This is a genomic window from Arthrobacter sp. 05L417, from assembly GCF_056397865.1.
Genome location: NZ_JBFTOG010000029.1, coordinates 22,651 through 44,253, shown reverse-complemented (window position 1 = coordinate 44,253; position 21,603 = coordinate 22,651). Strand labels below are relative to the sequence as shown.

Genomic DNA, 21,603 nt, shown 5'->3' with positions numbered 1-21,603 from the left:
TCCACTCGGGGTAGCTCTTCCTGGCCTCCCGCCGAGTGATTGCACTCACACTACAAGCGGGGAGTGCTCAGAAAGTGTTCACTTTGCACTTTTTTGATTCGAGCGTTTGGGCGTAAAGCACTGCCCCTCTAAACGCGCACCCTCTGGGGCGCCGGTCACCGTTCGTTCCAGCACTTGCGCCTGCCCCGGCCGGAATGGCTCGTGCCGCTTCAGGCCACCGGCCTCGTCAGCTCTGGTGCCCGCACAACCCTGTTATGCACTCTGCCCGTCCAGCCGTAGCCCAATCATGCAGTATGCCCACCATCTTGCTCGGCCCCGTATGTACCGTGATGTCCCACACACAAAGTTCCATCCCAAGACCATGAGGAGATATACGTGCCGAACTACAGGGTGTCGATGGATATCGGCGGAACCTTTACCGACATTGTGGCGTACGATCAGGACGCCGGAACCTACGCGGCTACGAAAGCGTCCACCACGCCGGGGAACCTGAGTGCCGGAGTCATCGCAGGCCTCGAATCGATAGTTAATGATCTATCGGACATCGATTTCCTGGTCCACGGCACCACCCAGGGCCTGAATGCGTTCCTGGAACGTCGTGGGGTTCCCGTGCTACTGCTGGCAACGGCCGGCATCGAAGATACCTATCACATCGCCCGCGGCCCGCGTCTTGAGCTCTACAATGCTCAATACCGCAAGCCTGCCCCGCTGGTCGATCGCAAGGACGTCATCGGCGTCGGTGGCAGGCTGGACAGTCAAGGCCAGGAACTCCGGCCTTTGGACGAACTGGCAGTCCGCCAAGCAGCGCGCCGGGCAGTGGAGGAGGGCTACGGCGCCGTCGCCGTTGCGTTCTTGTTCAGCTACAAGAACCCCTCGCACGAGCTCCGGGCCCGCGAAATCTTGATCGAGGAACTCGGCGAAGAGTTCACGGTCTCCCTCTCGCACGAAGCAGCGAAGGAATGGCGCGAATACGAGCGCACGTCCTCCGCCGTCGTCGAGGCCTACACGGGTCCGGTCGTACGCAACTACCTCTTGGACTTGGAAGAGAAACTCGCTGACCGGGGAGTGGAAGCCCCGCTGCACATTATGCAGTCCTCCGGCGGCGTTCTTACCGCAGAGTCCGCCCGTAAGCGCCCGCTGCAGACACTGCTTTCCGGCCCCGTCGGCGGTGCCATGGGCGATGTCGAACTGGCAGGTGTCTCGGGAAACCGCAACCTCATCGGTGTGGACATGGGCGGCACATCCTTTGACGTTTCCTTGGTGGTCGACGGCAAGCCGGATGTCTCCACGGAAGCCCACCTTGAAGGTCTGCCGATGCTCATGAGCGTCGTGAACATCCACACCGTCGGCGCTGGCGGCGGCTCCGTCGCTTGGCTCGAAGCCGGCGGCCTCCGGGTGGGACCGCGTTCCGCAGGAGCCAACCCTGGACCGGCCTGCTACGGCCGCGGCGGGACGGAACCCACCGTTACCGACGCCAACCTGGTGCTCGGCCGAGTCGACCCCGACTGGTTCGCCGGCGGACAGGTGGCCTTGAACCGCGAGGCCGCGATCACAGCCCTGAAGACAGTCGGTGACCAGCTCGGCCTTGACCCCATCGCCATGGCCGAAGGCATCTGCGACGTCGCCAACTCGCAGATGGCCCAGGCCATCCGGACCATCACCATCTCCCGCGGCATCGAACCCCGCGACTTCGCCCTCGTGGCCTTCGGCGGAGCCGGACCCATGCACGCCGTCTTCCTCGCGAAGGAACTTGGCATCCCGGAAACGGTCGTTCCCCGCTTCCCCGGCGCTTTCTCGGCCTGGGGCATGCTGCAGACCAACATCCGCAAGGACTTTTCCGAACCGTACTTCTACCTCGACGAAGACATCGATGTGGCAGATATGGCCGGCATCCTGCGCTCGATGGAAGTAGAAGGCCTGTCGTCGCTGGTCTCGGAAGGGGTCCCGGAGGAAAGCCGCGCCACGACGGCGTCCGTGGACGTCCGCTATCAATCGCAGGAGTTCTCCCTGAACGTTCCCCTGACCTCCGCTGACGAACCCGAATCTCCGGACTTCGTCGCGAACCTCGCTGTCCGCTTCTCCGCGATGTACCACGAGCGCTACGGCCACTCCAACCTCGGCGCCCCGATCGAAATCGTCACGCTGCGCACGCAGGCCGTCGGCGACCTGGGACGGCTGGAAGCTCCCAGTTACGTAACCGCACGGGGCCCGGAGTTCAAGCACGAAATACGCCGGGTGGTCTTTGACCACGTCGAGCAGGACACCATCGTGGTCCGCCGGGACGACCTCGGTGCCGGGCACACATTCGAAGGACCAGCCATCATCGTGGAGCAGACCGCCACCACCGTGGTTCCCCCCGGGTTCAGTGTCAAGGTCGACGAGTTCGGCTCACTGGTTATCCGCTCTGAAGACGTCGAAGGAAACTGAGGTACCAAAAATGACAATTGCAGCAGTCAAAACCCTGGATCCCGTCACCGTGGAAATCATCCGCAACGCGCTCACCAGCGCCGCGGATGACATGAACGCCACACTGATCCGTTCCGCTTACTCACCCATCCTCTACGAGGGCGGGGACTGCGTTGTGGCCCTGCTGGACACCGAACACCGCGTGCTCGGGCAGTCCGCCGGCCTGCCGCTCTTCCTCGGCAACCTCGAAACCTGTTCCATCGCTGTGGAGGAGATGTACGGCCGCGCGGTCTGGCAGGAAGGGGACATTTGGATCCTCAACGACTCATACCTGGGCGGCACCCACCTGAATGATGTGACCCTTTTTGCTCCGATCTTCGACGAAGGCGCGGTGGTCGGATTCGCCGCCACCCGTGCGCACTGGATGGACATGGGGTCCAAAGATGTGGGCGGCTCGATGGACTCGACAGATATCTTCCAGGAAGGCTTCAGAATGGGGCCGGTCAAGCTGGTCGAAGCCGGAGTCGAGACTTCGGTTGTGGACCTGATCCGGACCAACGTGCGCTTCCCCTACCAGACCATTGGTGACATGCATGCGATGATCGCAGCCCTCCGGATGGGGACCACCCGGATGAAGGAGCTCGTGGGCAGGTACGGGATGGAGCAGCTGGATGCCGCCCGGGATGAGATCTTCCGCCAAACGGAGGAAATTGAGCGTGCGACCGTCAGCAACATCCCGGACGGGGTCTACGAAGCCGAGGGCTTCCTGGACAACGACGGCATCAATTTGGACACTCCCATTCCGATCAAGCTGCGGATCACTGTAGCCGGCGACACCGTTGACTTCGACGTCACCGGATCGGCGGACCAGACCCTGGGTCCGGTCAACTGTGGTGCTGCCCAGGCCGTCTCGGCACTGCGCGTTGGCTACAAACTCCTTGTCAGCCCTGAGTCCAACTCCAACGGCGGTTCCTTCCGGCCAATGACCACGCAGGTGCGGTCCGGCTCAGTGCTCGGGGCCGTAACGCCGGCCCCGTGCCAGTGGTACTTCTCCCACCTTGGGCTGCTGATCGACCTCGTCTCTAAAGCGATGGCTCCTGCCATGCCGGAACGCGTCGCCAGCGCCAGCCACGGTGACTCAATGATCATCACCGCCGCCGGTTTCGACACCCGCTTCGGCCGGAACTTCGTCACCATGGAAGCAACCCTGGGCGGCTGGGGTGCCTGGCAGGGCACGGATGGTGAATCAGCCATGATCAATAACGTCAACGGCTCTCTCAAGGACCTGCCCATCGAGATGCTGGAAACCCGCTACCCATTCCGGATCAACGAGTACTCCATCCGCCCCAACTCCGGAGGTCCCGGGCAGTACCGCGGCGGCAACGGCGTGGTGCGCGAGTACGAATTCCTGGCCGACTGCGTGGTCGGGCTCTGGTTCGAACGGTCGAAGACCCCCGCCTGGGGGCTCTTCGGCGGATCAGACGCCCAGGGCCCGGAGGTTGTGATTAACCCCGGCCGCACTGATGAGGTCCGCACGCTGAAGGCGAACGCCCGCAAGGTCAAGGCCGGCGATGTCGTCCGCCTCGCCGTGGGAGGGGGCGGCGGCTTCGGAGACGTCTCCAAGCGCTCCCGCGAGGACATCACCTATGACATCGTCAACGGTTTTATCACCGAGGACTTCGCCAAGGCGCACTACGGCTACTAAGCACCGCCAGCTGATGGGTTCCCATCTAGAAAGGAAAGGACCTTATGAGTTCCCAGTTTGAATCCTTTGACGACGTGTACGCTCACGCCCAGGAGGCAGTCGGTGTCACGCTCTTTACCGCCTCCGTGATTGCTGAGAATGGCGCCAGCATGGCCCGCGTCTACACCACGCATCCCGATGTCTATCCGGTGGGCGGGAAGAAGACTCTCGCCGGGGACACGAACCAAGTGTGGCTGGAGCAGGTGCTCAATGGACAGCAGCCGTTCTTGGGGGCGGATAAGGAAGCGGTCCGCGCATTCTTCTTTGATTCGGCAACCATCGAGTCATTGGGCTGCGGGGCCATCGTCAACGTTCCGGTCGTGAGCAACGGCCAGACTATCGGATCCATGAACTTCCTCGGCCCTGAGGGCAGCTACGACCAGAGTTCGGTGGACGCAGCCGTGGACGTTGCACGGCGGTCAGTCCATCTGCTCGAAGAATCCCTTACCGCCGCCAGCTAGTTCCTTCACGGGCGGGCACCAATTGGGGGCCCGCCCGTGCTGGACAACAGGAAGGAACCGTACGTGACCACTCCGGAACGCCTGACAATACGGAACGCCCTAATCTTCGACGGTGAATCACCTGAGCTGATTGAGGGCTCAATCAGCATCCGGGATGGCCGGATCATCGCCGTAGGGCGGGAGGTGGAAGAGACCGGTGCTGTCCTTGACGCCGGCGGCCGAACCGTGATTCCAGGACTTATCGATGCGCATTTTCATGCTTACGCGCTCAGCCTGACGTCCGCCAGAAACGAGACGGGGCCGCTGAGCTATTCTGCACTGGTCGGAGCAAGGCGCCTCGCGGCTACACTGCTCCGCGGGTTCACTTCGGTTCGTGACGTAGCCGGTGGTGACGTTGGCCTTGCCAGCGCCATCGAGGAGGGTCTGTACCCTGGTCCGCGCTACTTCTTCACAGGCCCGGCGCTAAGCCAGACAGGCGGACACGGCGATATCCGTCCCGCGAACGACGGAGGATGCTTCCATGGCGGGCACATGTGCGAAGTGGTGGACGGCGCCGAAGACCTGCTGCGGGCGGTGCGTCACCGCTTTCGCACAGGCGCCTCCGCTATCAAGCTCATGACCTCCGGAGGCGTCGTTTCACCGGTCGATCCGATTCGGGTTCCGCAGTACAGCGCGGCGGAAATCCGAGTCGTAACCGAGGAGGCTTCCCGCCGGGGCAGCTACGCCACGGCTCACGCATATTCGCCCGAGGCCATTCGCCATTCAGTACTCAACGGGGTTCGCTGCATCGAACACGGCAACCTGCTGGATGCCGAAACCGCCCAGCTAATGGCCAACAATGACGTCTATCTGGTCCCCACCTTGGTGACCTACGAAGCCATGGAACGGCGCGGCAAGGAAGTCGGCCTCACCGAAGTGGGAGCGGCCAAGAACCGGGAAGTGCTAGAGGCAGGGAGGAACGCCGTGGCACTGGCCCGAGATGCGGGGGTCCGGATTGGGTTCGGAACAGACCTCATGGGTGAACTAGAGGATGAGCAACTGGCCGGACTTCGCCTGCAGTGTGAAGTGCTTGGCGTGTACGGCGCCCTCCGGTCGGCAACGTCAACCAACGCCGCCCTGCTTCGGCGCGGTGACCTTGGACGCATCGCCGTAGGGTTCTGCGCAGACTTGGTGGTGCTAGACGGGAATCCCTTCTGTGAGCCCTCGATCCTCTGGGACGAAAGCAAGACGCGTACCGTCATCAAGGACGGGCAGATCATCTCCACCGGTGCCCTTCGGGGCGCGGCGGACTTAACCTTAAACGTTCCGGTTGCCTGAGAAAGCCGGAAGACGGACTTGTGCGCGCCCGGGCGCCGACCCGGTCATGCTGGACGTACCCCAAACGGGTCCTGGCTGCTTTGGATACGGCGCCAAACATATCGACACAGCAGCCTGCCCAGGATCTCCGGGAGGAGAAGGTGCTCAGGCAGGTTGGGCGGCGGCCTTGAATGGATCACCGAACCGCGGTTGGGTGAGCTCTGCGTCGAGCTCCGCCCAGGTTGGCGGGTTGGCGCCGGGACGGCTCACGGTGATGGCCGCTGCCATGGAGGCGCTGCGGCCTATCGTTTCGAGCACGGACGGGGTGAGGCCTTCGCCGGTGCGGTTCAGGAGCCCGTGGATCAGTGCGGACATGTAGGAGTCTCCGGCGCCGATGGTATCGGCTACCTGTGTTGCCACCGCGGGGATGGTCAGTTGCGTTGCGGCGGTGGAGAGCAGGGAGCCGGAAGAACCAGCGGTGATGACGGCCAGTTCGGCGCCCAGGGCGAGGACCCGGGCTGCGATGTCCTCCAGCGGTGTTCCGGGGTACAGCCAGTGTGCGTCGTCGTCGCTGAGTTTGACGACGTCGGTCAACGGCACGAGTTCTTCGAAGATTGTCTTGGCTGTATCCCGGGTCGTCAATGAAGAGCCCGGCGTCTCGGAAGCCAAAACGGTGCGGGTGCTCCGGGCCGTGGAACAGCTGAACTACCAGTTGGACATGGCCGCGGGCAGTCTCCGCCGCACCGGGCGCCGGACCCTGTCCATCGGCTTGCTTCTGCCCAGCGTGGCCAACCCGTTCAGCGGGGAAATCCACCGCGCCATTGAAGATGCCCTGGCGGCGCGCGGCATTGCCATGTTTGCCGCGAGCCTGGACGACGATCCCGAGCGGGAGAAAGCCCTCGTCGCCGCGTTTCTCAGGCGCCGGGTCGACGGGCTTATCCTCACACCCATTGCCAAGAGCCAGGCCCACGTCATCCCGGAACACTCCCAGGACTTGCCGGTCGTTTTCATCGACCGCGAACCCAACGGGATCGACGCCGACGCCGTCGTGAGCGACAACGCCACCGGCGGAGCGCGGGCGGCCGCCCACCTGCTCAGCCACGGCCACACCAGGCTGGCATACCTTGGAGACCGGACCGACATCCAGACCGCACGGGAACGCCGCCGGGGGTTCCTGGAGGAACTCGCCCGCTCCGGCATCGCCGTGTCCGACGTTCCCGCCATTGAGAACCTTCACGACGAAGAGGCAGCACGTCGCGCGACAGACGAACTGCTCGCCTCCCGGAATCCCCCTACCGCGATATTCTCCAGCCAGAACCTGGTCACCTTCGGCGCCATGAGGGCACTGAAGGAAGCGGGCGCGAGCCACAAAGTGGCCCTGGTCGGTTTCGACGACTTCGCCCTCGCGGACATGATGGAACCGGGCATCACGGTCATCGTGCAGCACCCTGAACGCATTGGCAAACTCGCCGCCGAAAGGATCCTGGCCAGGATCGACGGCGACCAAAGCCAGCCCAGCACCTGGGTTGTCCCCTCGGAGCTGATCGTGCGCGGCTCGGGCGAACTCCCACCATCTGACTGACCCAACCAACCACTCCAACAATTTCGCCTGAAAGAAGGAACCCACCATGACCAAAACGCTGTGTGCAGAATTCACTGTCAAGCCCGGCTGCGAAGCCAGCGTCGCGGAAATGATGCGCGAGCTCACCGAACACGTCCGCGCCGAGCCGGGAAACGTGGTCTTCTGGCCCTACACCAGGTAATCCCGGCCCAACGAGTACTTCGTCTTCGAGGTCTACCGCGACCAGGCCGCCTTCGAGGAGCACATCGGCGCCGACTACGGACGGAAGTTCAACGAAGAACTCGCAGGCCCCATCGAGGGCGACGGCTCGGAACTGACCTGGCTCCGGGCGATCCAATAGCCGCCGGCACGATCCTGGGAGCCTGCGTCCTGCACATTCACCGCTCCCCGCGGACGTGCACGCTTTGCCGGAGAAAGGACCGGTGGGTAGATGAAAAGAAACCTACCCCTGAGGGAAATCAAGCTGCCCAGGATGACGGTGAACGCACTGCTGAGGTCAGGCGTGCAGACGGTGGGGCAGCTGATCGCCCTCTCAGCCAAGAACCTGAGGGAAGACGTCGCCGGCATCGGTGCCGGCAGCATCCTGGCCATCGAAGGCGCGCTGGCCGATGAAGGCCTGCGACTGGCCCCGGACAACGGAAGCGACCGGTACATCCGTCCCTCAGACCGTCACGTCCGCAACCACAAGGCCTGGCTGCAACCCGTCGTCGAGCTGCCCGTGCCCGCCCGGAACGAATAGGCAGCCTGGCAGAAAAACTACGGGCCCAGTTCGCTTGAACCGGGCCCGTAGTTTGTGTGCAAAATTTACGCGGTAACGCCACTTGGCTGCCGCGTCGATGTGAGGTCCTCGACGGCCTTCTGCATGTGTCGCTTTATGGCTTGTTGAAGTCCGCTCTGGTCGCGCGCCTCAAGAAGGTCCAGGATGTCTTGGTGTTCCTGTACCAGCACATCTATGCGGGGATATGAGACTTCCAGGCTGAGGATACACATGCGGGATTCCGCGGCAAGTGTCTCGTAAATCCGGATCAGTCGAGTGTTCCCGGTGCCTGAAACGAAAGCGGTGTGGAATTGCATGTCGAGCCTGGCGATCGCCTGCCAGTCCGACGCCGCCACCTGCTTTGCCATGTTCTTGATGATGCCCTTGAGCTCTCGGCAGGTATCCGTGATCTGGTCGGGAGCAGAGTCGAGGAGAGTGTTGGCGGCGGCCAGTTCCACTGCCTCGCGCACGGCGTAGATCTCTTTGATGTCTACGGTTGAAAGCTCCAGCACGAAAACGCCGCGGTTACGCTTGCTGACTAGGATGCCTTCCTGGCATAACCGTTGCAGAGCTTCCCTGAGTGGCCCCCTTGACGTGTTGAGCTGGCTAGCCAGGGCAGATTCGTTCACCTGCTGACCGGGCCTGAAAGCCCCTTGGACGATGAGCTCACGGAGTTGGTCAGCGATCAGCTGCGCCGTGGGCCGGCCCTCCAATACGAACATTCCCTCCGGTGCCGCCATTGACATCCCCTCATTTCATACTTCGCCAAATTGAATCTATTAGACCGCTATCGCGGTGTACTTGTATTCCAGGAATTCTTCGATGCCGATCTTTCCGCCTTCACGTCCCAGGCCCGACTGTTTGACGCCCCCGAAAGGAGCGGCGGGATTGGACACGATGCCGGTGTTGACACCGACCATTCCGACCTCCAGTTCCGCTGAGAACCGCATGGCCTTGTCCACGCTTTCGGTGAACACGTAGCCCACCAAGCCCCATGCGGTGTCATTGGCCATACGGAGTACTTCGTCCTCACTGTCGAAGGGAGTGATGGCTGCTACCGGTCCGAATATCTCCGTGGTCATCAGCTCGGATTCCAGCGCCACATCCGTCAGGACAGTGGGGGAGTAGAAGTAGCCGGGACCTTCCGGGCGGCTTCCGCCAGTCAGCACCCGTGCACCCTTGGAAACGGCGTCGGCAACAAGAGACTCCACTTTGTCCAACCCTGCCTGTTCGATGAGCGGACCCACTTCTGTGCCTGCCAAAGCGCCGTTGCCCACCTGCAATTCTGACATCTTTTTGGAGAACTTCTCGCCAAACTCCTCTGCAACGGAGCGGTGGACGAAGAAGCGGTTTGCGGCCGTGCAGGCTTCGCCCATGTTCCGCATCTTTGCCTTCATGGCTCCATCCACTGCCTTCTCGACGTCGGCATCGGCGAGCACGATGAACGGTGCGTTCCCGCCGAGCTCCATGGAAGAGCGCATGACGTTGTCAGCGGCTTGCCGCAAGAGGATTTTGCCCACCTCGGTGGAGCCGGTGAAGCTGATCTTGCGGGCGATGCCGCTGTCCGTCCAGGTCCGCACCACGCCGGAAGCGCTCGACGTCGTCACGACGTTCAGAACGCCGTCGGGAAGTCCGGCTTCCTGGAAGATGGCAACCAAAGCCAAAGAGGTCAGCGGCGTCAGCTCGGCCGGCTTGAACACCATGGTGCACCCTGCGGCGACTGCGGGGGCGATCTTGCGCGCTCCCATGGCGAGCGGGAAGTTCCAGGGCGTGACCAATACCGACGGTCCGACTGGTTCCTTGGTGATGAGGATGCGCGTATTTCCGTCCACGGAGGTGGTGCTGTCGCCGCCGATCCTTACGGCCTCTTCCGAGAACCAGCGAAGGAACTCGGCGCCATAGGCTACTTCTCCCCTTGCTTCGGCCAGGGGCTTTCCCATTTCGGCGGTCATGATCGCCGCGAGCCGGTCGGTGTTGGCAATGACCAGATCGAAGGCACGCCGCAGGATGTCGGCCCGCCGACGCGGCGTGGATTTGCTCCACTCCGCCTGCGCGCGACCTGCGGCCTCGATGGCCAGGGCGGCGTCTTCAGCACTGCCGTCTGCGACGTGGGCAATGACTTCGTTCGTGGCCGGGTTCTCTACCGGGAAGGTGGCTCCGTCAGCAGCGCTTTGCCATTTTCCGTCAATAAACAAGTCTGTTTGGAGAGTGGTGGGATCAAATGGGGGGTTCATGTTCGCTCTTTCAGTGATCAGGGGAACTAGGAAGTGGCCGACTTGAGCGCCTGCGTGAACTTGGACAGGCCTGCCTGGATTTCATCGCTGCTGACGTTCAGCGCGGGGATGAGACGAATGACGTTGCCATGCGGGCCGCAGGTGAGCAGCAGGAGCTCTTCCTTGATGGCAGCCTGCTGGACCGCGAGTGCGGTTGCCGCATCTGGAGTGTTGCCTTCGGAGGTGAATTCGACGCCCTGCATGAGGCCGCGTCCGCGCACGTTGCCGATTCCCGGGAATTCTGCCTGGAGCGCGTCCAGCCCTGCCCTCAGTTCGTCGCCGCGCAGCAAGGCATTTTCCACCAGGTTCTCCCTCTGAATGACACCCAAGGTGGCGACACCGGCTGCTGCTGCGACCGCGTTTCCACCATAGGTACCACCTTGGGAACCAGGCCAGGCCTTGCCCATCAAATCCGCCGATGCGGCAATAGCCGAAATCGGGAAGCCGCTTGCGAGGCCCTTTGCGGTGATGACCACGTCGGGCCGTATCCCGGCCCAGTCGTGCCCCCAGAACTTCCCCGTCCGGCCGACGCCGGCCTGGACTTCATCGAGGATGAGTACGATGCCGTGCCGGTCTGCCCGTTCCCGAAGTCCTTGGAGGAAGGCAACAGGCGTGGGGATGTATCCGCCGTCGCCGAGGACGGGTTCGATGATGAAGCCTGCCGTATCGGCCGGGGTGCTGACGGTCAGAAGGAGGTGGTCCAGTTCCTTCAAGGCAAACTCGACAGCCGTGGCTTCATCCCATCCGTACCGGTACCAATGCGGGAAGGGAGCTACGTGCACGCCGCCCATCAGGGGGGAGAATCCTGAGCGGAACTTGGTTCCGGCGGTGGTCAAGGACGCCGCAGCCACCGTCCGCCCGTGAAAGCCTCCCTGGAAGGAGATGATGTTGGGGCGGCCGGTTGCCATGCGGGCCAAGCGGATGGATGCTTCCACGGCTTCTGATCCGGAAGTCGCGTAGAAGACACTGTCCAATCCTTCGGGCAGGACGCTGCCAAGGAGTTCCGTCAATTCCAGAAGGGGCTTGTGCATCACAGTCGTGTACTGGGCGTGGACAATCTTGCCCACCTGATCGCGGGCTGCGGCCACCACGTCAGGGTGGCAATGGCCAGTGCTGGTGACACCAATCCCGGTGGTGAAATCGAGGTACTTCTTGCCGTCGGTCGCGTGGATCCAGCTCCCGAGTGCGTAGTCGACGACTACGGGAGTTGCCTGCTTGAGGATGGGGCTAAGTGCTGCCATGACTTCATACTTTCTTAGTAACTGTAGATTGTCAACAATACGCGATTTTGGGTTCACCCAGGGAACCCATAAGAAGTCGCTAAATCTTTTCGAACCTGTGGGGCCGAACGAAGTCCAGCCCGTCGAACCAGCGCTTACCGAGGGCTTCGCTGGCTGCGATCTCGCCGTAGCCGGAAGCCATTTTGAATCCGGCGCCTGAGAATCCAGTTGCGGCGTAGATCCTGCTGGAATTGTCGAGGAAGCCCAGCAAAGGCTGGGAGTCCGTGGTGTAGAGGTCCGGGAACGCGTCCGAGCGAACGATGCTGGGGAAAAGGCCGGGGAAGAACTCACGTACCGTCTCGGTGGTTTCGGCGATCTCCGCTGCGGTGAGGTCCCTTGGCACTGAGTCAGCCGCTGGGGTTGGCGCCCCGCGACCATCCAAGGTGGCCTTTACCGTCGCTCCGTCAACGCTCGGTGCACCGTACATGGAGCGGTCTCCGGAAATCCTGATGAAGACGGGGAATCTCTCCGGGGAGAATTCCGCCGCGTCTCTGGCCACGAACCAGGACAGGAATATCCGCCGCGTCTCGGTTGCCGCTTTCAGATAGTCGGGCATGAGCTTTTGGGACCAGCCGCCGGACGCGACGATCACGTTTTCGAAGGTCCACGACTCGTCGCCCGAGGTGACGACCACGCCGTCGTCAGTTTCCTGGATGCTGTCGATCGGCGTGTCGGTGACCACTGTTGCCCCGTTTGCCTGTGCGGCGGCAACTGCCGCCGTCACTGCGCGGTCAGTGCGCAGGGCGCCGGCATGCGGATCGAACACGGCGCAGTCATCAGGCCGAAGGTTGTGCTGCGGATACCGTTCCGCCATGGCGTCGCGGCTCAAGATCTCGTGCTCAGCCCCGTTGACCTGGGTCGTGTCGAGCAGGGCGGTGATATAGGGGCCGTCAACCGTCCCGATCGATAGCCCGCCGCAGCGCGTCAGGATGTCCTGGCCCGATTCCGCCTCGAGTTCGGCCCAGAGGCCGCGGGAACGCTGCAGGATGGGGTAATAGTCGGGTCGTCCTCGATATAGCATGCGGAAGAGACGGGTGTCGCCCCCAACGGCGCTACGGGCATGACCCGGCGCCTGCGCCTCGAATCCGACGACGGAATCGGTCAAACGGGAGGCCTGCCACAAGGCCATGCTTCCGATGCTGCCCAGGCCGATCACGGCCAGTTTTCCGTCCATCGTTCAGAGCACCTGCTTCAGGAAGGCCTGGGTGCGGGGTTCTTTGGGGTTGGCAAGGACCTCCCGGGCGTCGCCGCGTTCGACGACGAAGCCCTCGTCCATGAAGATCAGCGAGTCCGCGACTTCGCGGGCGAACCCCATTTCATGGGTGACGACCACCATGGTCATGCCCTTTTTGGCGAGGTCCTGCATGACCGTGAGGACTTCGCCGACTTTTTCGGGGTCCAAGGCGCTGGTGGGTTCGTCGAAGAGCATGATCTCCGGATCCATCGCCAGGGACCGTGCGATGGCGACGCGCTGCTGCTGTCCGCCGGAAAGCTGGGCCGGGTAGTGGTCGCCGAAATCGCCCAGGCCGACGCTGGCCAGCAGCTCGTTGGCCCGTTTGGCCGCCTGCTTCTTGTCACCGTGTTTGACCAGCACGGGGCCGGCCATGACGTTCTCCCTTGCCGTCATGTTGGGGAAGAGATTGAACTGCTGGAAAACCATGCCCACCCTCGTGCGCTGCTCGGCGAGTTTCTTCGGACTGAGTGCGTGGTAGGCGGTGTCTGTCTCGAAGTAGCCAAAGTCCTCACCGTTGACCTTCAGGACCCCGGAGTCGACGGTCTCGAGTCCGTTGATGCAGCGCAGGAGCGTTGATTTGCCGGAGCCCGACGGGCCGATGATGCAACAGACCTCACCGCAGGCGATGTCCAGGTCGATGTTCTGCAGGACTGTTTTGTAGCCGAACGATTTTCGGATCCTGCGGGCGTGTATGGTGCCGTCGTTACTCATCGGGCAACACCTTCCGGTTCTGTCAGCACAACCTTCTTCGCGTTCCGGGGAAGCCTGGAAGATGTACGGGAGTATTTTTTCTCGAGCAGGGATTGCGGGTAGCTCAGAAGGAGGGTCATGACGAGGTACCACAGGCTGGCAACGATCAGCAGCGGGATGGTCTCGTACGTGCGGGCGTAGATGAGTTGGGCGCTTTGCAAAAGCTCTGCGACGCCGAGCACGCTGACCAGTGAGGTTTCCTTGAACATGCCGATGAATTGGTTGCCGGTGGCAGGGATGATCGATGGCATGGCTTGGGGAATGATGACCTTGCGCATTTTCGTTGCGCCGCTCATTCCCAATGAGTCGGCAGCTTCAATCTGGCCCTTGCCGACGGCGGAGAAGCCGCCGCGAATGATTTCTGCCATGTACGCGGCTTGATTGAGGCTCAAGCCAATCAGGGCTGCCGTGATCGGTGCCATTAAGGCGTTGATGTCGACCGCCGTGCTGATGTTAGTGAACGGAATGCCGACGGTCAGGTTCGGATAGAGGGCGGCGATGTTGAACCAGAAGATCAGCTGGACCAGGACCGGCGTACCCCGGAAAAGCGTGATGTAGACGCCTGCCGTAGCCGCGATCGGCTTGATCCGGGAGGATCTCATGATCGCCAGCGCCAGGCCCAGAAGGGTGCCCAGGAGCATGCTGGCGACGGTGAGGAAGATCGTGAGCATTAGCCCACTGATGATTGTTTGATAAGTGAAGTACTTGGCGACCACGTCCCACTTGAAGTTGGGGTTGGTCGACACGGAAACGAGGATGCCCAGGCCAATCAGGCTGCACACCACCCAGGCCACGTATTCGAAGACGCTCCGCCGCCGCAGCCTTGGCTTGAGCGCCGGGTCGGTCCCATCTATCTTGTTCCCGCTTCCGCGACTGATGATTTGCACCATGGGAGCGCGCCTCCTAGTTGAGCTTGGCATCCGTGATGGCACCCGATTCGAGGCCCCAGTTCGAGAGTGACTGTTTGTACTCCGGGCTGTTCAGGACCGACTGGACGGCAGCCTGGAGAGCGGGGGTCAACGCCGAACCTTTCTTGAGGCCGATGGCTGTAACGTCGCTCGAGCCGACGTTGATCTGGGGGGTGAGGACAGTGAAAGCGCCAGGCTGTTGCTTCGCGGCCCACGCGAGGGAGGTGGTGTCGTAGAGGATGCCGTCGATGCGCTTTGACGCCAACTGGGTCAGCGCCTCCTGGACGTTGGGAAGCGTGACGGCGTTAATGGCCGGCTGTCCTTTGGAAGTACAAGTTTGATCCGAGAGGGCGGGGAGGCGCTTGAGCTGGCCCGTCGAACCGGCCGTGACGGCAATGTTCTTACCGCACAGGCTCTCATTCGTGAGCTTCAGCGGATTGCCCGCACTCACGGCCACTGAGTTGCCGGCCTTGAAGTAGTTGATCATATCCAGGACCTTCAACCGCTCGGCTGTGGGGGACATGGTAGTGACGGTGAAGTCGTAGCGGCCACCGTCGATACCGGGAATGATGGTGTCAAACACGGTGTTCTCGAACTTCAGGTTCAGCCCAAGCTTCTTGGCCACCAGGCGGGCAATATCCGGGTTCAGGCCGATCGGGGTCTTGTTGTCATCGGAGAGGAAGGTGGTTGGCGGGTAGTGAAGGTCCATCGCCACCGTCAGCTCACCTTTGTCCTTATAGGACTGCGGCAGCAGCTTGACAGCGGTAGCGTCGGGCTGGACGCCCTGGGAAATATCAGCGGTGCTTGACGCCTTGGAGCTGTCCGGTGTCGAGGTGCTTGTGGCGGTGCCCCCGCAGGCGGTCAGTGCAAGCAGCACCGCCAGTGCTGCGGCTGCAGTTTGGGCTTTGGTTCGAGTCTTCATAATGCTTCCCTTCGAAGGGGTAGTCAGCTGGTGGTTGTCACCGGGGAGGGGAGAGAAGTGTGATCCGAATCTCTCCGCCATCTAATGCAATGCAACCCCCTCAACAGTAGATTGTCAACAATTTACAGAAACTTTTTCGGAGGCCGGATCGGTTCTGAATCGTTCCGGCCGGTCGCGTTCAAACTGTTGACAATTTACAATTTGCAAGCCTAGAGTCGAGTCATCGGGCAGGATCTTCCAGCCTGGCGGGGACCCGTTCCCGGCCCACCACGCGCTTCCCGAAACCTCCAATACGCAGGGACGGCAACCGCTTCCATTTCCTGACAAAGAACGGAACCGAACATGGCAGAGACCAATTTCCGGCCGAAGTACATCTCCTTTGATGTCTACGGCACGCTCATCAACTTCGACATCGATCCGACCACTCGTCGCCTGCTGGATGGCCGCTTGCCTGAAGAGCAGTGGCCGGCGTTCAAGAAGCAGTTCCGCGGGTACCGGTTCGACGAGGTCCTGGGCGACTACAAGCCTTACGAGCAGATCCTGCAGGATTCCTTTGACCGCGTGTGCAAGCGGTGGGGTATCGGGCCGACCGAAGGTGCCGGCGCAGAGTTCGCTGAGGCCGTACGCGGCTGGGTAGCCCACGAGGACGTGCCCGCCCCGCTGAAGCTCATGGGCGACAACTACAAGCTGGTGGCCCTCTCCAACGCGGACACCAGCTTCCTGGACATCAGCATTCCGAAGCTCGGTGCAGACTTCCACGCCGTGTACACCGCTGAGCAGGCCCAGGCCTACAAGCCGCGCTACCAGGCGTTCGAGTACATGCTGGACACCCTGAACGCCAAGCCGGAGGACTTCCTGCACGTCTCCTCGCACACACGCTACGACATGCACCCAATGCACGACTTGGGCTTCCGGAACCTCCTCCTGCTGGACCGTGGTTATGACCCCGTCACCACGGGCTACGACCTCTTCACTGTTAAGTCCCTGGACGAGCTCAACAAGCACCTCGGTCTCTAAACCGACTTCGAGGCGAAAGGTCACACCGTGAAACTTGTTCCTTACTGGCTGGACACAGCCGAGCCTTCCGGCGACTACCGGCAAACATCCGTGCCGGAAAATGTTGATGCGGCGATCATCGGGGCCGGATTTACCGGGCTCTCCGCAGCCCTTGAATTTGCCCAGCAAGGCGCCAGCGTCGCTGTCTTCGAGCGCCACACAGTTGGTTGGGGCGCCTCCGGACGTAACGGGGGCATGGCAACCACCGGCTTGGCCATCAGTTTCAACACAGCCGTCAAGCGGTACGGGAGTACCCGTGCCGTGGAGATGTTCCGCGAATACAACGACGCGATCGACAGCATCGAGAAGCTTGTCCACGACAACGGCATCGACTGCGACTACAAGCGCTTCGGCAAGCTTTCGCTGGCCTTCCACAAGTCCCACTACGAGGGGATGCTGAAGTCCCAGGAGCAATTGGCGAAACTTGCCGACTACTACGTGAAGGTCATTCCCGAGTCGGAGATCCACAGCGAAATCGGTACGGATTTCTATCACGGTGCAATGCTTGATCCGCTCGGGGCCGGCCTCCACGTAGGCAAGTTCGTGCACGGCTTGGCCGGTGCAGCCGCTGCTGCCGGTGCCCACATTTGCGAGAACGCCGGCGTCACCGAGCTGAAGAAAGTCTCCGGCACGGTCCATGACGTACACACCACCCGTGGCATCACACGGGCCAAGCAGGTTCTGGTCGCCACAAGCGGATACACAGGCAATGTCACACCGTGGCTGCAGCGCCGCGTGATTCCGGTGGGCAGCTTCATCATTGTCACCGAACCCTTGCCGGAGGACGTGGTGAACCGCATCCTTCCGCACAGGCGCCAAGCCTCGGACAGCAAGATGCTGACTTACTACTTCCGGATCACCCCGGACAACAGGCTCCTTTTCGGCGGACGTGCTCGATTTGCACTCTCCAGCCCGGATTCAGATGTCAAGAGCGGCGAGATCCTGCACAAGGCGATGACTGAGCTCTTCCCGTATCTTGCCAACGTGAAGGTGGACTACACCTGGGGCGGCTTGGTGGACCTCTCCATGGACCAGATGGTCCATGCCGGCGTGCACGATGGCCTGTTCTATTCGCTCTGCTACAGCGGCCACGGCGTGCAAATGGCCGCCCACATGGGCAAGAAGATGGCCCATTACATGGCCGGAGACAAGCAGGCGAACGTGTGGGAAGACCTTAAGAACCCGCCGGTGCCCGGCCACTTCGGCCCGCCGTGGTTCCTGCCCTTCATTGGCGGAGCCGCGAAGATTATCGACCGATTCAGTTAGGCAAGAGAAGGTTTCCTATGAGTTCGTCAACAACCGTCGCTGAAGCGCGCCCAAAAACAGCAGAAGAAACGGCCTACAGGCGGGCAAGCATAGCCGCGCTACCGGGTGGTGCATTCCTGGAAGGCCGTTGGGAGAGAGCCGAGATGATCCTGGAGGTCCGGGATCCCGAAGACGGTGTCCTCTTGGGAAATGTGTGTTCCTCGACCCCACAGGATGTGCGGCGGGCCGTAGCCTACATTCATCGGCACCTGCAGGACAGTGAATGGCCCCTCCGGGCCCGCCGCGAGGCTTTGGAACGTGCGGCCGTGCTTCTGGCGGAGCAGTCCGTTCGCTTCGCGGAGCTCATTGCCGCAGAGAGCAGCAAGACCATCAACGAGGCCGAACGTGAGGTGCGCCGCTGCACCGAAACGTTGCGGCTCTCCGCTGCTGCGTCCAGCGAACTCAATGGAGAAACCCTCGCTTTTGAGGACAGCATGGCCAGAGCAAACAAGATCGGATGGTACAACCGCAAACCGGTGGGAATCGTCGCCGCCATCACGCCCTTTAACGATCCGCTCAATCTCGTGGCACACAAGCTGGGGCCGGCGCTCATCGGAGGCAACGGCGTCGTGCTCAAGCCCTCAGGCCGAACGCCGTTGACCGGGCTGGCCTTCGTCCAGTTGCTGCTGGAAGCCGGTGTCCCTACCGGACGCATCGCTGCGATTGTCGCCGGACCCGGAGTCTCCGAGGCGATCGTGACGGACCCGCAGGTAGACCTCATTTCCTTCACCGGCGGCCCAAAGACGGCGGACCGCATCGCTGCCGCCGCAGGTGCCAAGAAGATCCTCTCGGAACTGGGCGGCAACAACGCCACGATCGTCTGCGCCGACGCTGAACCAGCGAAAGCCGCTGAGGCAATCGTTGCCGGCGCGTTCGGAGTGGCCGGCCAGAACTGCCTTTCGGTCCAGCGCGTCTACGTCCACATTTCGCTGTTCGACGAGGTCCTCGAACACGTGATCACCGGGACCAAGGCGCTCCGCTTCGGGGCGAAGTTCGATCGCAGCACGGACATCGGCCCCCTCATCACCGAAACGGAGGCACGCCGGGTGGAGGAATGGGTGGACGAGGCCAAAGCTGCGGGCGCCACCGTCCAGGTGGGCGGGCAGCGCAGCAACGCCTTCTACGAGCCAACTGTTCTCACCGACGTGCCGGCGGACTGCCGGGTCATCCGCGAGGAAGTGTTCGGCCCGGTGGTCAGCATCATGCCGTTTATCCAAGCCTCCGACGCCATCCGCGCGGCCAACGATTCCGAGTACGGGCTCCAGGCTGGAGTTTTCACGGAATCCATCGATCTGGCTTTGGCGATTGCCGAGAAGCTGGATGTGGGGGCAGTGGTGATCAATGAGACCAGCGACGTCCGGATCGATTCCATGCCCTTCGGCGGGTTCAAGAAATCCGGTGTTGGGCGTGAAGGCGTCAAGCACGCCGTCCGTGAAATGACCGAACCCAAAAGCATCATCATCAAACTGGCCGAGCCGGCCACCGGGTGGCAGCAGTTGACGACCGCAGAACGGAATGCATCATGACCACCCACAAAATCGCGGTGATCGCGGGCGACGGCATCGGCAAGGAAGTTGTCCCGGCGGCCATCGAATGCCTTGAACGCATCGCCGGACTCCACTCGTTGCACCTTGAGTTCACCTATTTCGACTGGGGATCGGACTACTACGCCGAGCACGGGCGCATGATGCCGCTTGACGGGCTCGAACAGCTGTCAGCGCACGAAGCGATCTTCCTGGGCGCTGTGGGCTCGCCGTCCGTCCCGGACGCTGAATCCCTCTGGGGGCTGTTGATCCCCATCCGCCGCGAATTCCAGCAATACATCAACCTCCGTCCAGTGAAAACGCTCGACGGCGTGAAGTCGCCCCTCGCGTCCAAGGAACCGATCGATATCCTCATCGTGCGTGAAAACAACGAGGGGGAGTACTCGGAGGTCGGCGGCCGCGCCTATCGCGGGCTGCCGCATGAAACCGCGGTCCAGGAAACCATTTTCACCCGGCTGGGAGTGTCGCGGGCAGCGCACTACGCCGCATCGCTCGCATCCTCCCGGAAGGGCCGACTGACCTCGGCAACCAAGAGCAACGGCATCATCCACACCATGCCGTTCTGGGACGAAGTGGTGGAAGAGACAACCCGCCTCTACCCCGACGTGACGCTCACCAGCGAACTTGTCGACGCGTTGTCCGCGCATCTGGTCCTGAAACCCTGGACCTTCGATGTCATTGTTGCCTCCAACCTGCTTGGCGACATTCTCTCGGACCTTGGCAGTTCCGTCACCGGCTCCATCGGTGTAGCCCCGAGTGCCAACCTCAATCCCGAAGGTGACTTCCCGTCCCTCTTCGAACCTGTCCACGGATCAGCGCCGGACATTGCAGGCAAAGGCCTGGCCAATCCGGTAGGCCAGATGTGGTCCGGAGCAATGATGCTCCAACACCTCGGGTACCCGGAAGCTGCCGAGCACCTCCAATTGGCCTTCGAGTCCGTCCTACGGGACGGCCTGGGTACCCGCGATGTCGGAGGACCGTCCTCGACCTCCGAATTCACCGCCGCCGTCCTGGCCGCCATTGACGTCATCGACGCCGTTGGGGCGGTGGACGCCACGACGGGAAACACGCCGCCCGCAGTAACGGCGTCGTCATGACAGCTACGGAACGCAAGCGGCCCGTCGTCGCGGTCCTGTACCGGGAGGCTTTGCCGCCCCGGCTACAGGAGATCGAGGAGCTGGCGGATGTCCGCCTTAGCAAGGCCGATGGGCTTGCTAAGGCGTTGGACGGCGCGGACGTGTTGTACCAGTGGCACTCGTTCTCACCTGCCTTGAAGGAGAACTGGGCCGCAGCCTCGTCGCTGAAGTGGGTTCATGCCTCGGCGGCAGGCGTCAGCCAGCTGCTTTTCGAGGAGTTGGTCCAAAGCGGCGTTGTCTACACGAACTCCCGGGGTGTGCTCAGCAGGGCCATTGCCGAATTTGCGCTCGGGTTCGTTTTGGATTTGGCCAAGGATGCGCAGGGTTCGTTCCGGCTCCAGCAGCAACAACGCTGGCAGCACAGAACCACGCAAAAGATCCATGGCAAAAATGCGCTGGTGGTGGGCATCGGATCGATCGGACGTGAAATCGCGCGCCTGTTCCGTGCCGTGGGCATGGAGGTCAGCGGTGCCGGACGCACAAGTCGTCCCGGGGACGATGATTTCGACTGGATCTACTCTTCCCAAGACCTGCCCGGCATCGTCCATGACTACGACTATGTTGTGCTCGCCGCTCCGCTGACCGCGGAGACCAGGGGACTGATGAACGTCGACGTGCTTGCGTCCATGAAAAAGTCGGCGCACCTGATAAATGTGGGCCGCGCCGAACTTGTTCACACCGGCGCCCTGACTGAAGTACTGGCATCGGGCTCGATCGCCGGTGCCGCCCTCGACGTCGTGCACCCGGAGCCGTTACCTGGGGGACACGCACTTTGGAGCATGGAGAACGTCATCATCACCCCTCACATGAGCGGTGACGCTGAAAACTATCTCGATGACCTCAGCAAGCTGTTCTTGGAGAATCTGGGACGGTTCGTCAAAAGCGAACCGTTGTTGAACGTGGTGGACAAGACCCTCGGATTTGTCCCTGTTTCCTGATCCAGAAGGCG

At 62.0% G+C, this 21,603-nt stretch carries 19 protein-coding genes and 1 pseudogene; 12 read left to right on the top strand and 8 right to left on the bottom strand.

Annotated elements, in window-relative coordinates:
* Positions 1–375: 375 nt before the first annotated feature.
* From AC1DJW_RS18590 to AC1DJW_RS18575, 4 genes are all read left to right on the top strand, one after another.
* Positions 376–2,427 carry a hydantoinase/oxoprolinase family protein gene (locus tag AC1DJW_RS18590; protein WP_390280633.1) on the top strand — a complete coding sequence of 684 codons (2,052 nt, stop codon included), beginning with the start codon at positions 376–378 and terminating at the stop codon, positions 2,425–2,427.
* Between the two features lie 10 nt (positions 2,428–2,437).
* Complete coding sequence (locus AC1DJW_RS18585; RefSeq protein ID WP_476902125.1) at positions 2,438–4,111, top strand: hydantoinase B/oxoprolinase family protein; 1,674 nt, start codon at positions 2,438–2,440, stop codon at positions 4,109–4,111.
* Between the two features lie 44 nt (positions 4,112–4,155).
* Positions 4,156–4,611, top strand: coding sequence for a GAF domain-containing protein (locus tag AC1DJW_RS18580; protein ID WP_476902124.1), 456 nt, complete (start codon positions 4,156–4,158; stop codon positions 4,609–4,611).
* A 63-nt stretch (positions 4,612–4,674) separates the two neighbouring features.
* The gene (locus tag AC1DJW_RS18575) at positions 4,675–5,928 is read left to right on the top strand and encodes a metal-dependent hydrolase family protein (protein WP_459341342.1); all 1,254 of its coding nucleotides are present in this window, start codon (positions 4,675–4,677) and stop codon (positions 5,926–5,928) included.
* A 144-nt stretch (positions 5,929–6,072) separates the two neighbouring features.
* Here AC1DJW_RS18575 and AC1DJW_RS18570 read toward each other — a convergent pair.
* Positions 6,073–6,531 (bottom strand): annotated as a pseudogene (locus AC1DJW_RS18570) (carbohydrate kinase family protein); the annotation flags it as partial.
* Between AC1DJW_RS18570 and AC1DJW_RS18565 the strand changes: the two are divergent.
* From AC1DJW_RS18565 to AC1DJW_RS18555, 3 genes are all read left to right on the top strand, one after another.
* Complete coding sequence (locus AC1DJW_RS18565; RefSeq protein ID WP_476902123.1) at positions 6,527–7,489, top strand: LacI family DNA-binding transcriptional regulator; 963 nt, start codon at positions 6,527–6,529, stop codon at positions 7,487–7,489. The pseudogene AC1DJW_RS18570 and the gene AC1DJW_RS18565 overlap by 5 nt on opposite strands.
* Before the next feature lie 46 nt (positions 7,490–7,535).
* Positions 7,536–7,670, top strand: coding sequence for a putative quinol monooxygenase (locus tag AC1DJW_RS18560; RefSeq protein WP_476902122.1), 135 nt, complete (start codon positions 7,536–7,538; stop codon positions 7,668–7,670).
* Positions 7,671–7,919: 249 nt separating this feature from the next.
* Positions 7,920–8,228 (top strand): hypothetical protein, encoded by a 309-nt coding sequence (locus AC1DJW_RS18555; RefSeq protein ID WP_459341340.1) that lies wholly within the window; start codon positions 7,920–7,922, stop codon positions 8,226–8,228.
* Positions 8,229–8,293: 65 nt separating this feature from the next.
* On the opposite strand, the gene AC1DJW_RS18550 is transcribed toward AC1DJW_RS18555, so the two are convergent.
* The 7 genes from AC1DJW_RS18550 to AC1DJW_RS18520 all read right to left on the bottom strand — a co-directional run bounded on the left by AC1DJW_RS18550 (position 8,294) and on the right by AC1DJW_RS18520 (position 15,613).
* A complete protein-coding gene (locus AC1DJW_RS18550) occupies positions 8,294–8,986 on the bottom strand; it encodes a GntR family transcriptional regulator (RefSeq protein WP_390280648.1) in 693 nt (230 codons plus the stop codon).
* Positions 8,987–9,025: 39 nt separating this feature from the next.
* Entirely contained in the window at positions 9,026–10,480 is a 1,455-nt protein-coding gene (locus AC1DJW_RS18545) for an NAD-dependent succinate-semialdehyde dehydrogenase (protein WP_390280649.1), read from the bottom strand.
* Between the two features lie 26 nt (positions 10,481–10,506).
* On the bottom strand, positions 10,507–11,760 hold the full coding sequence (locus AC1DJW_RS18540) for an aspartate aminotransferase family protein (protein ID WP_390280651.1): 1,254 nt from the start codon (positions 11,758–11,760) through the stop codon (positions 10,507–10,509).
* Positions 11,761–11,839: 79 nt separating this feature from the next.
* Positions 11,840–12,973 (bottom strand): FAD-dependent oxidoreductase, encoded by a 1,134-nt coding sequence (locus AC1DJW_RS18535; protein WP_476902121.1) that lies wholly within the window; start codon positions 12,971–12,973, stop codon positions 11,840–11,842.
* 3 nt (positions 12,974–12,976) lie between these two features.
* Positions 12,977–13,744, bottom strand: a complete 768-nt coding sequence (locus AC1DJW_RS18530; protein WP_390280655.1) for an amino acid ABC transporter ATP-binding protein — start codon at positions 13,742–13,744, stop codon at positions 12,977–12,979.
* Positions 13,741–14,673, bottom strand: coding sequence for an amino acid ABC transporter permease (locus AC1DJW_RS18525; RefSeq protein ID WP_390280657.1), 933 nt, complete (start codon positions 14,671–14,673; stop codon positions 13,741–13,743). The genes AC1DJW_RS18530 and AC1DJW_RS18525 overlap by 4 nt, the downstream gene beginning before the upstream one ends.
* A gap of 13 nt (positions 14,674–14,686) precedes the next feature.
* Positions 14,687–15,613 carry an ABC transporter substrate-binding protein gene (locus AC1DJW_RS18520; RefSeq protein WP_476902120.1) on the bottom strand — a complete coding sequence of 309 codons (927 nt, stop codon included), beginning with the start codon at positions 15,611–15,613 and terminating at the stop codon, positions 14,687–14,689.
* A 342-nt stretch (positions 15,614–15,955) separates the two neighbouring features.
* Between AC1DJW_RS18520 and AC1DJW_RS18515 the strand changes: the two genes are divergently transcribed.
* Genes AC1DJW_RS18515 through AC1DJW_RS18495 form a run of 5 tightly spaced genes read left to right on the top strand, consistent with a single transcriptional unit; the run spans position 15,956 to position 21,592 of the window.
* Positions 15,956–16,630, top strand: a complete 675-nt coding sequence (locus tag AC1DJW_RS18515; protein WP_476902119.1) for a haloacid dehalogenase type II — start codon at positions 15,956–15,958, stop codon at positions 16,628–16,630.
* 27 nt (positions 16,631–16,657) lie between these two features.
* Positions 16,658–17,935 (top strand): NAD(P)/FAD-dependent oxidoreductase, encoded by a 1,278-nt coding sequence (locus tag AC1DJW_RS18510; protein ID WP_476902118.1) that lies wholly within the window; start codon positions 16,658–16,660, stop codon positions 17,933–17,935.
* Between the two features lie 17 nt (positions 17,936–17,952).
* Positions 17,953–19,500, top strand: coding sequence for an aldehyde dehydrogenase family protein (locus tag AC1DJW_RS18505; protein ID WP_476902117.1), 1,548 nt, complete (start codon positions 17,953–17,955; stop codon positions 19,498–19,500).
* Positions 19,497–20,615 (top strand): tartrate dehydrogenase, encoded by a 1,119-nt coding sequence (locus tag AC1DJW_RS18500; RefSeq protein WP_476902116.1) that lies wholly within the window; start codon positions 19,497–19,499, stop codon positions 20,613–20,615. Before AC1DJW_RS18505 ends, AC1DJW_RS18500 begins: the two co-directional genes overlap by 4 nt.
* Entirely contained in the window at positions 20,612–21,592 is a 981-nt protein-coding gene (locus AC1DJW_RS18495; protein WP_476902115.1) for a D-2-hydroxyacid dehydrogenase, read from the top strand. The genes AC1DJW_RS18500 and AC1DJW_RS18495 overlap by 4 nt, the downstream gene beginning before the upstream one ends.
* Positions 21,593–21,603: the final 11 nt, after the last annotated feature.

Bases quoted from the DNA above. Each gene is read 5' to 3' on its own strand.
- AC1DJW_RS18560 (WP_476902122.1), top strand. From the start codon at position 7,536: ATGACCAAAACGCTGTGTGCAGAATTCACTGTCAAGCCCGGCTGCGAA.
- AC1DJW_RS18545 (WP_390280649.1), bottom strand. From the start codon at position 10,480: ATGAACCCCCCATTTGATCCCACCACTCTCCAAACAGACTTGTTTATT.
- AC1DJW_RS18520 (WP_476902120.1), bottom strand. From the start codon at position 15,613: ATGAAGACTCGAACCAAAGCCCAAACTGCAGCCGCAGCACTGGCGGTG.
- AC1DJW_RS18580 (WP_476902124.1), top strand. From the start codon at position 4,156: ATGAGTTCCCAGTTTGAATCCTTTGACGACGTGTACGCTCACGCCCAG.
- AC1DJW_RS18500 (WP_476902116.1), top strand. From the start codon at position 19,497: ATGACCACCCACAAAATCGCGGTGATCGCGGGCGACGGCATCGGCAAG.
- AC1DJW_RS18550 (WP_390280648.1), bottom strand. From the start codon at position 8,986: ATGGCGGCACCGGAGGGAATGTTCGTATTGGAGGGCCGGCCCACGGCG.
- AC1DJW_RS18505 (WP_476902117.1), top strand. From the start codon at position 17,953: ATGAGTTCGTCAACAACCGTCGCTGAAGCGCGCCCAAAAACAGCAGAA.
- AC1DJW_RS18530 (WP_390280655.1), bottom strand. From the start codon at position 13,744: ATGAGTAACGACGGCACCATACACGCCCGCAGGATCCGAAAATCGTTC.
- AC1DJW_RS18555 (WP_459341340.1), top strand. From the start codon at position 7,920: ATGAAAAGAAACCTACCCCTGAGGGAAATCAAGCTGCCCAGGATGACG.
- AC1DJW_RS18540 (WP_390280651.1), bottom strand. From the start codon at position 11,760: ATGGCAGCACTTAGCCCCATCCTCAAGCAGGCAACTCCCGTAGTCGTC.
- AC1DJW_RS18535 (WP_476902121.1), bottom strand. From the start codon at position 12,973: ATGGACGGAAAACTGGCCGTGATCGGCCTGGGCAGCATCGGAAGCATG.
- AC1DJW_RS18515 (WP_476902119.1), top strand. From the start codon at position 15,956: ATGGCAGAGACCAATTTCCGGCCGAAGTACATCTCCTTTGATGTCTAC.
- AC1DJW_RS18525 (WP_390280657.1), bottom strand. From the start codon at position 14,673: ATGGTGCAAATCATCAGTCGCGGAAGCGGGAACAAGATAGATGGGACC.
- AC1DJW_RS18585 (WP_476902125.1), top strand. From the start codon at position 2,438: ATGACAATTGCAGCAGTCAAAACCCTGGATCCCGTCACCGTGGAAATC.
- AC1DJW_RS18495 (WP_476902115.1), top strand. From the start codon at position 20,612: ATGACAGCTACGGAACGCAAGCGGCCCGTCGTCGCGGTCCTGTACCGG.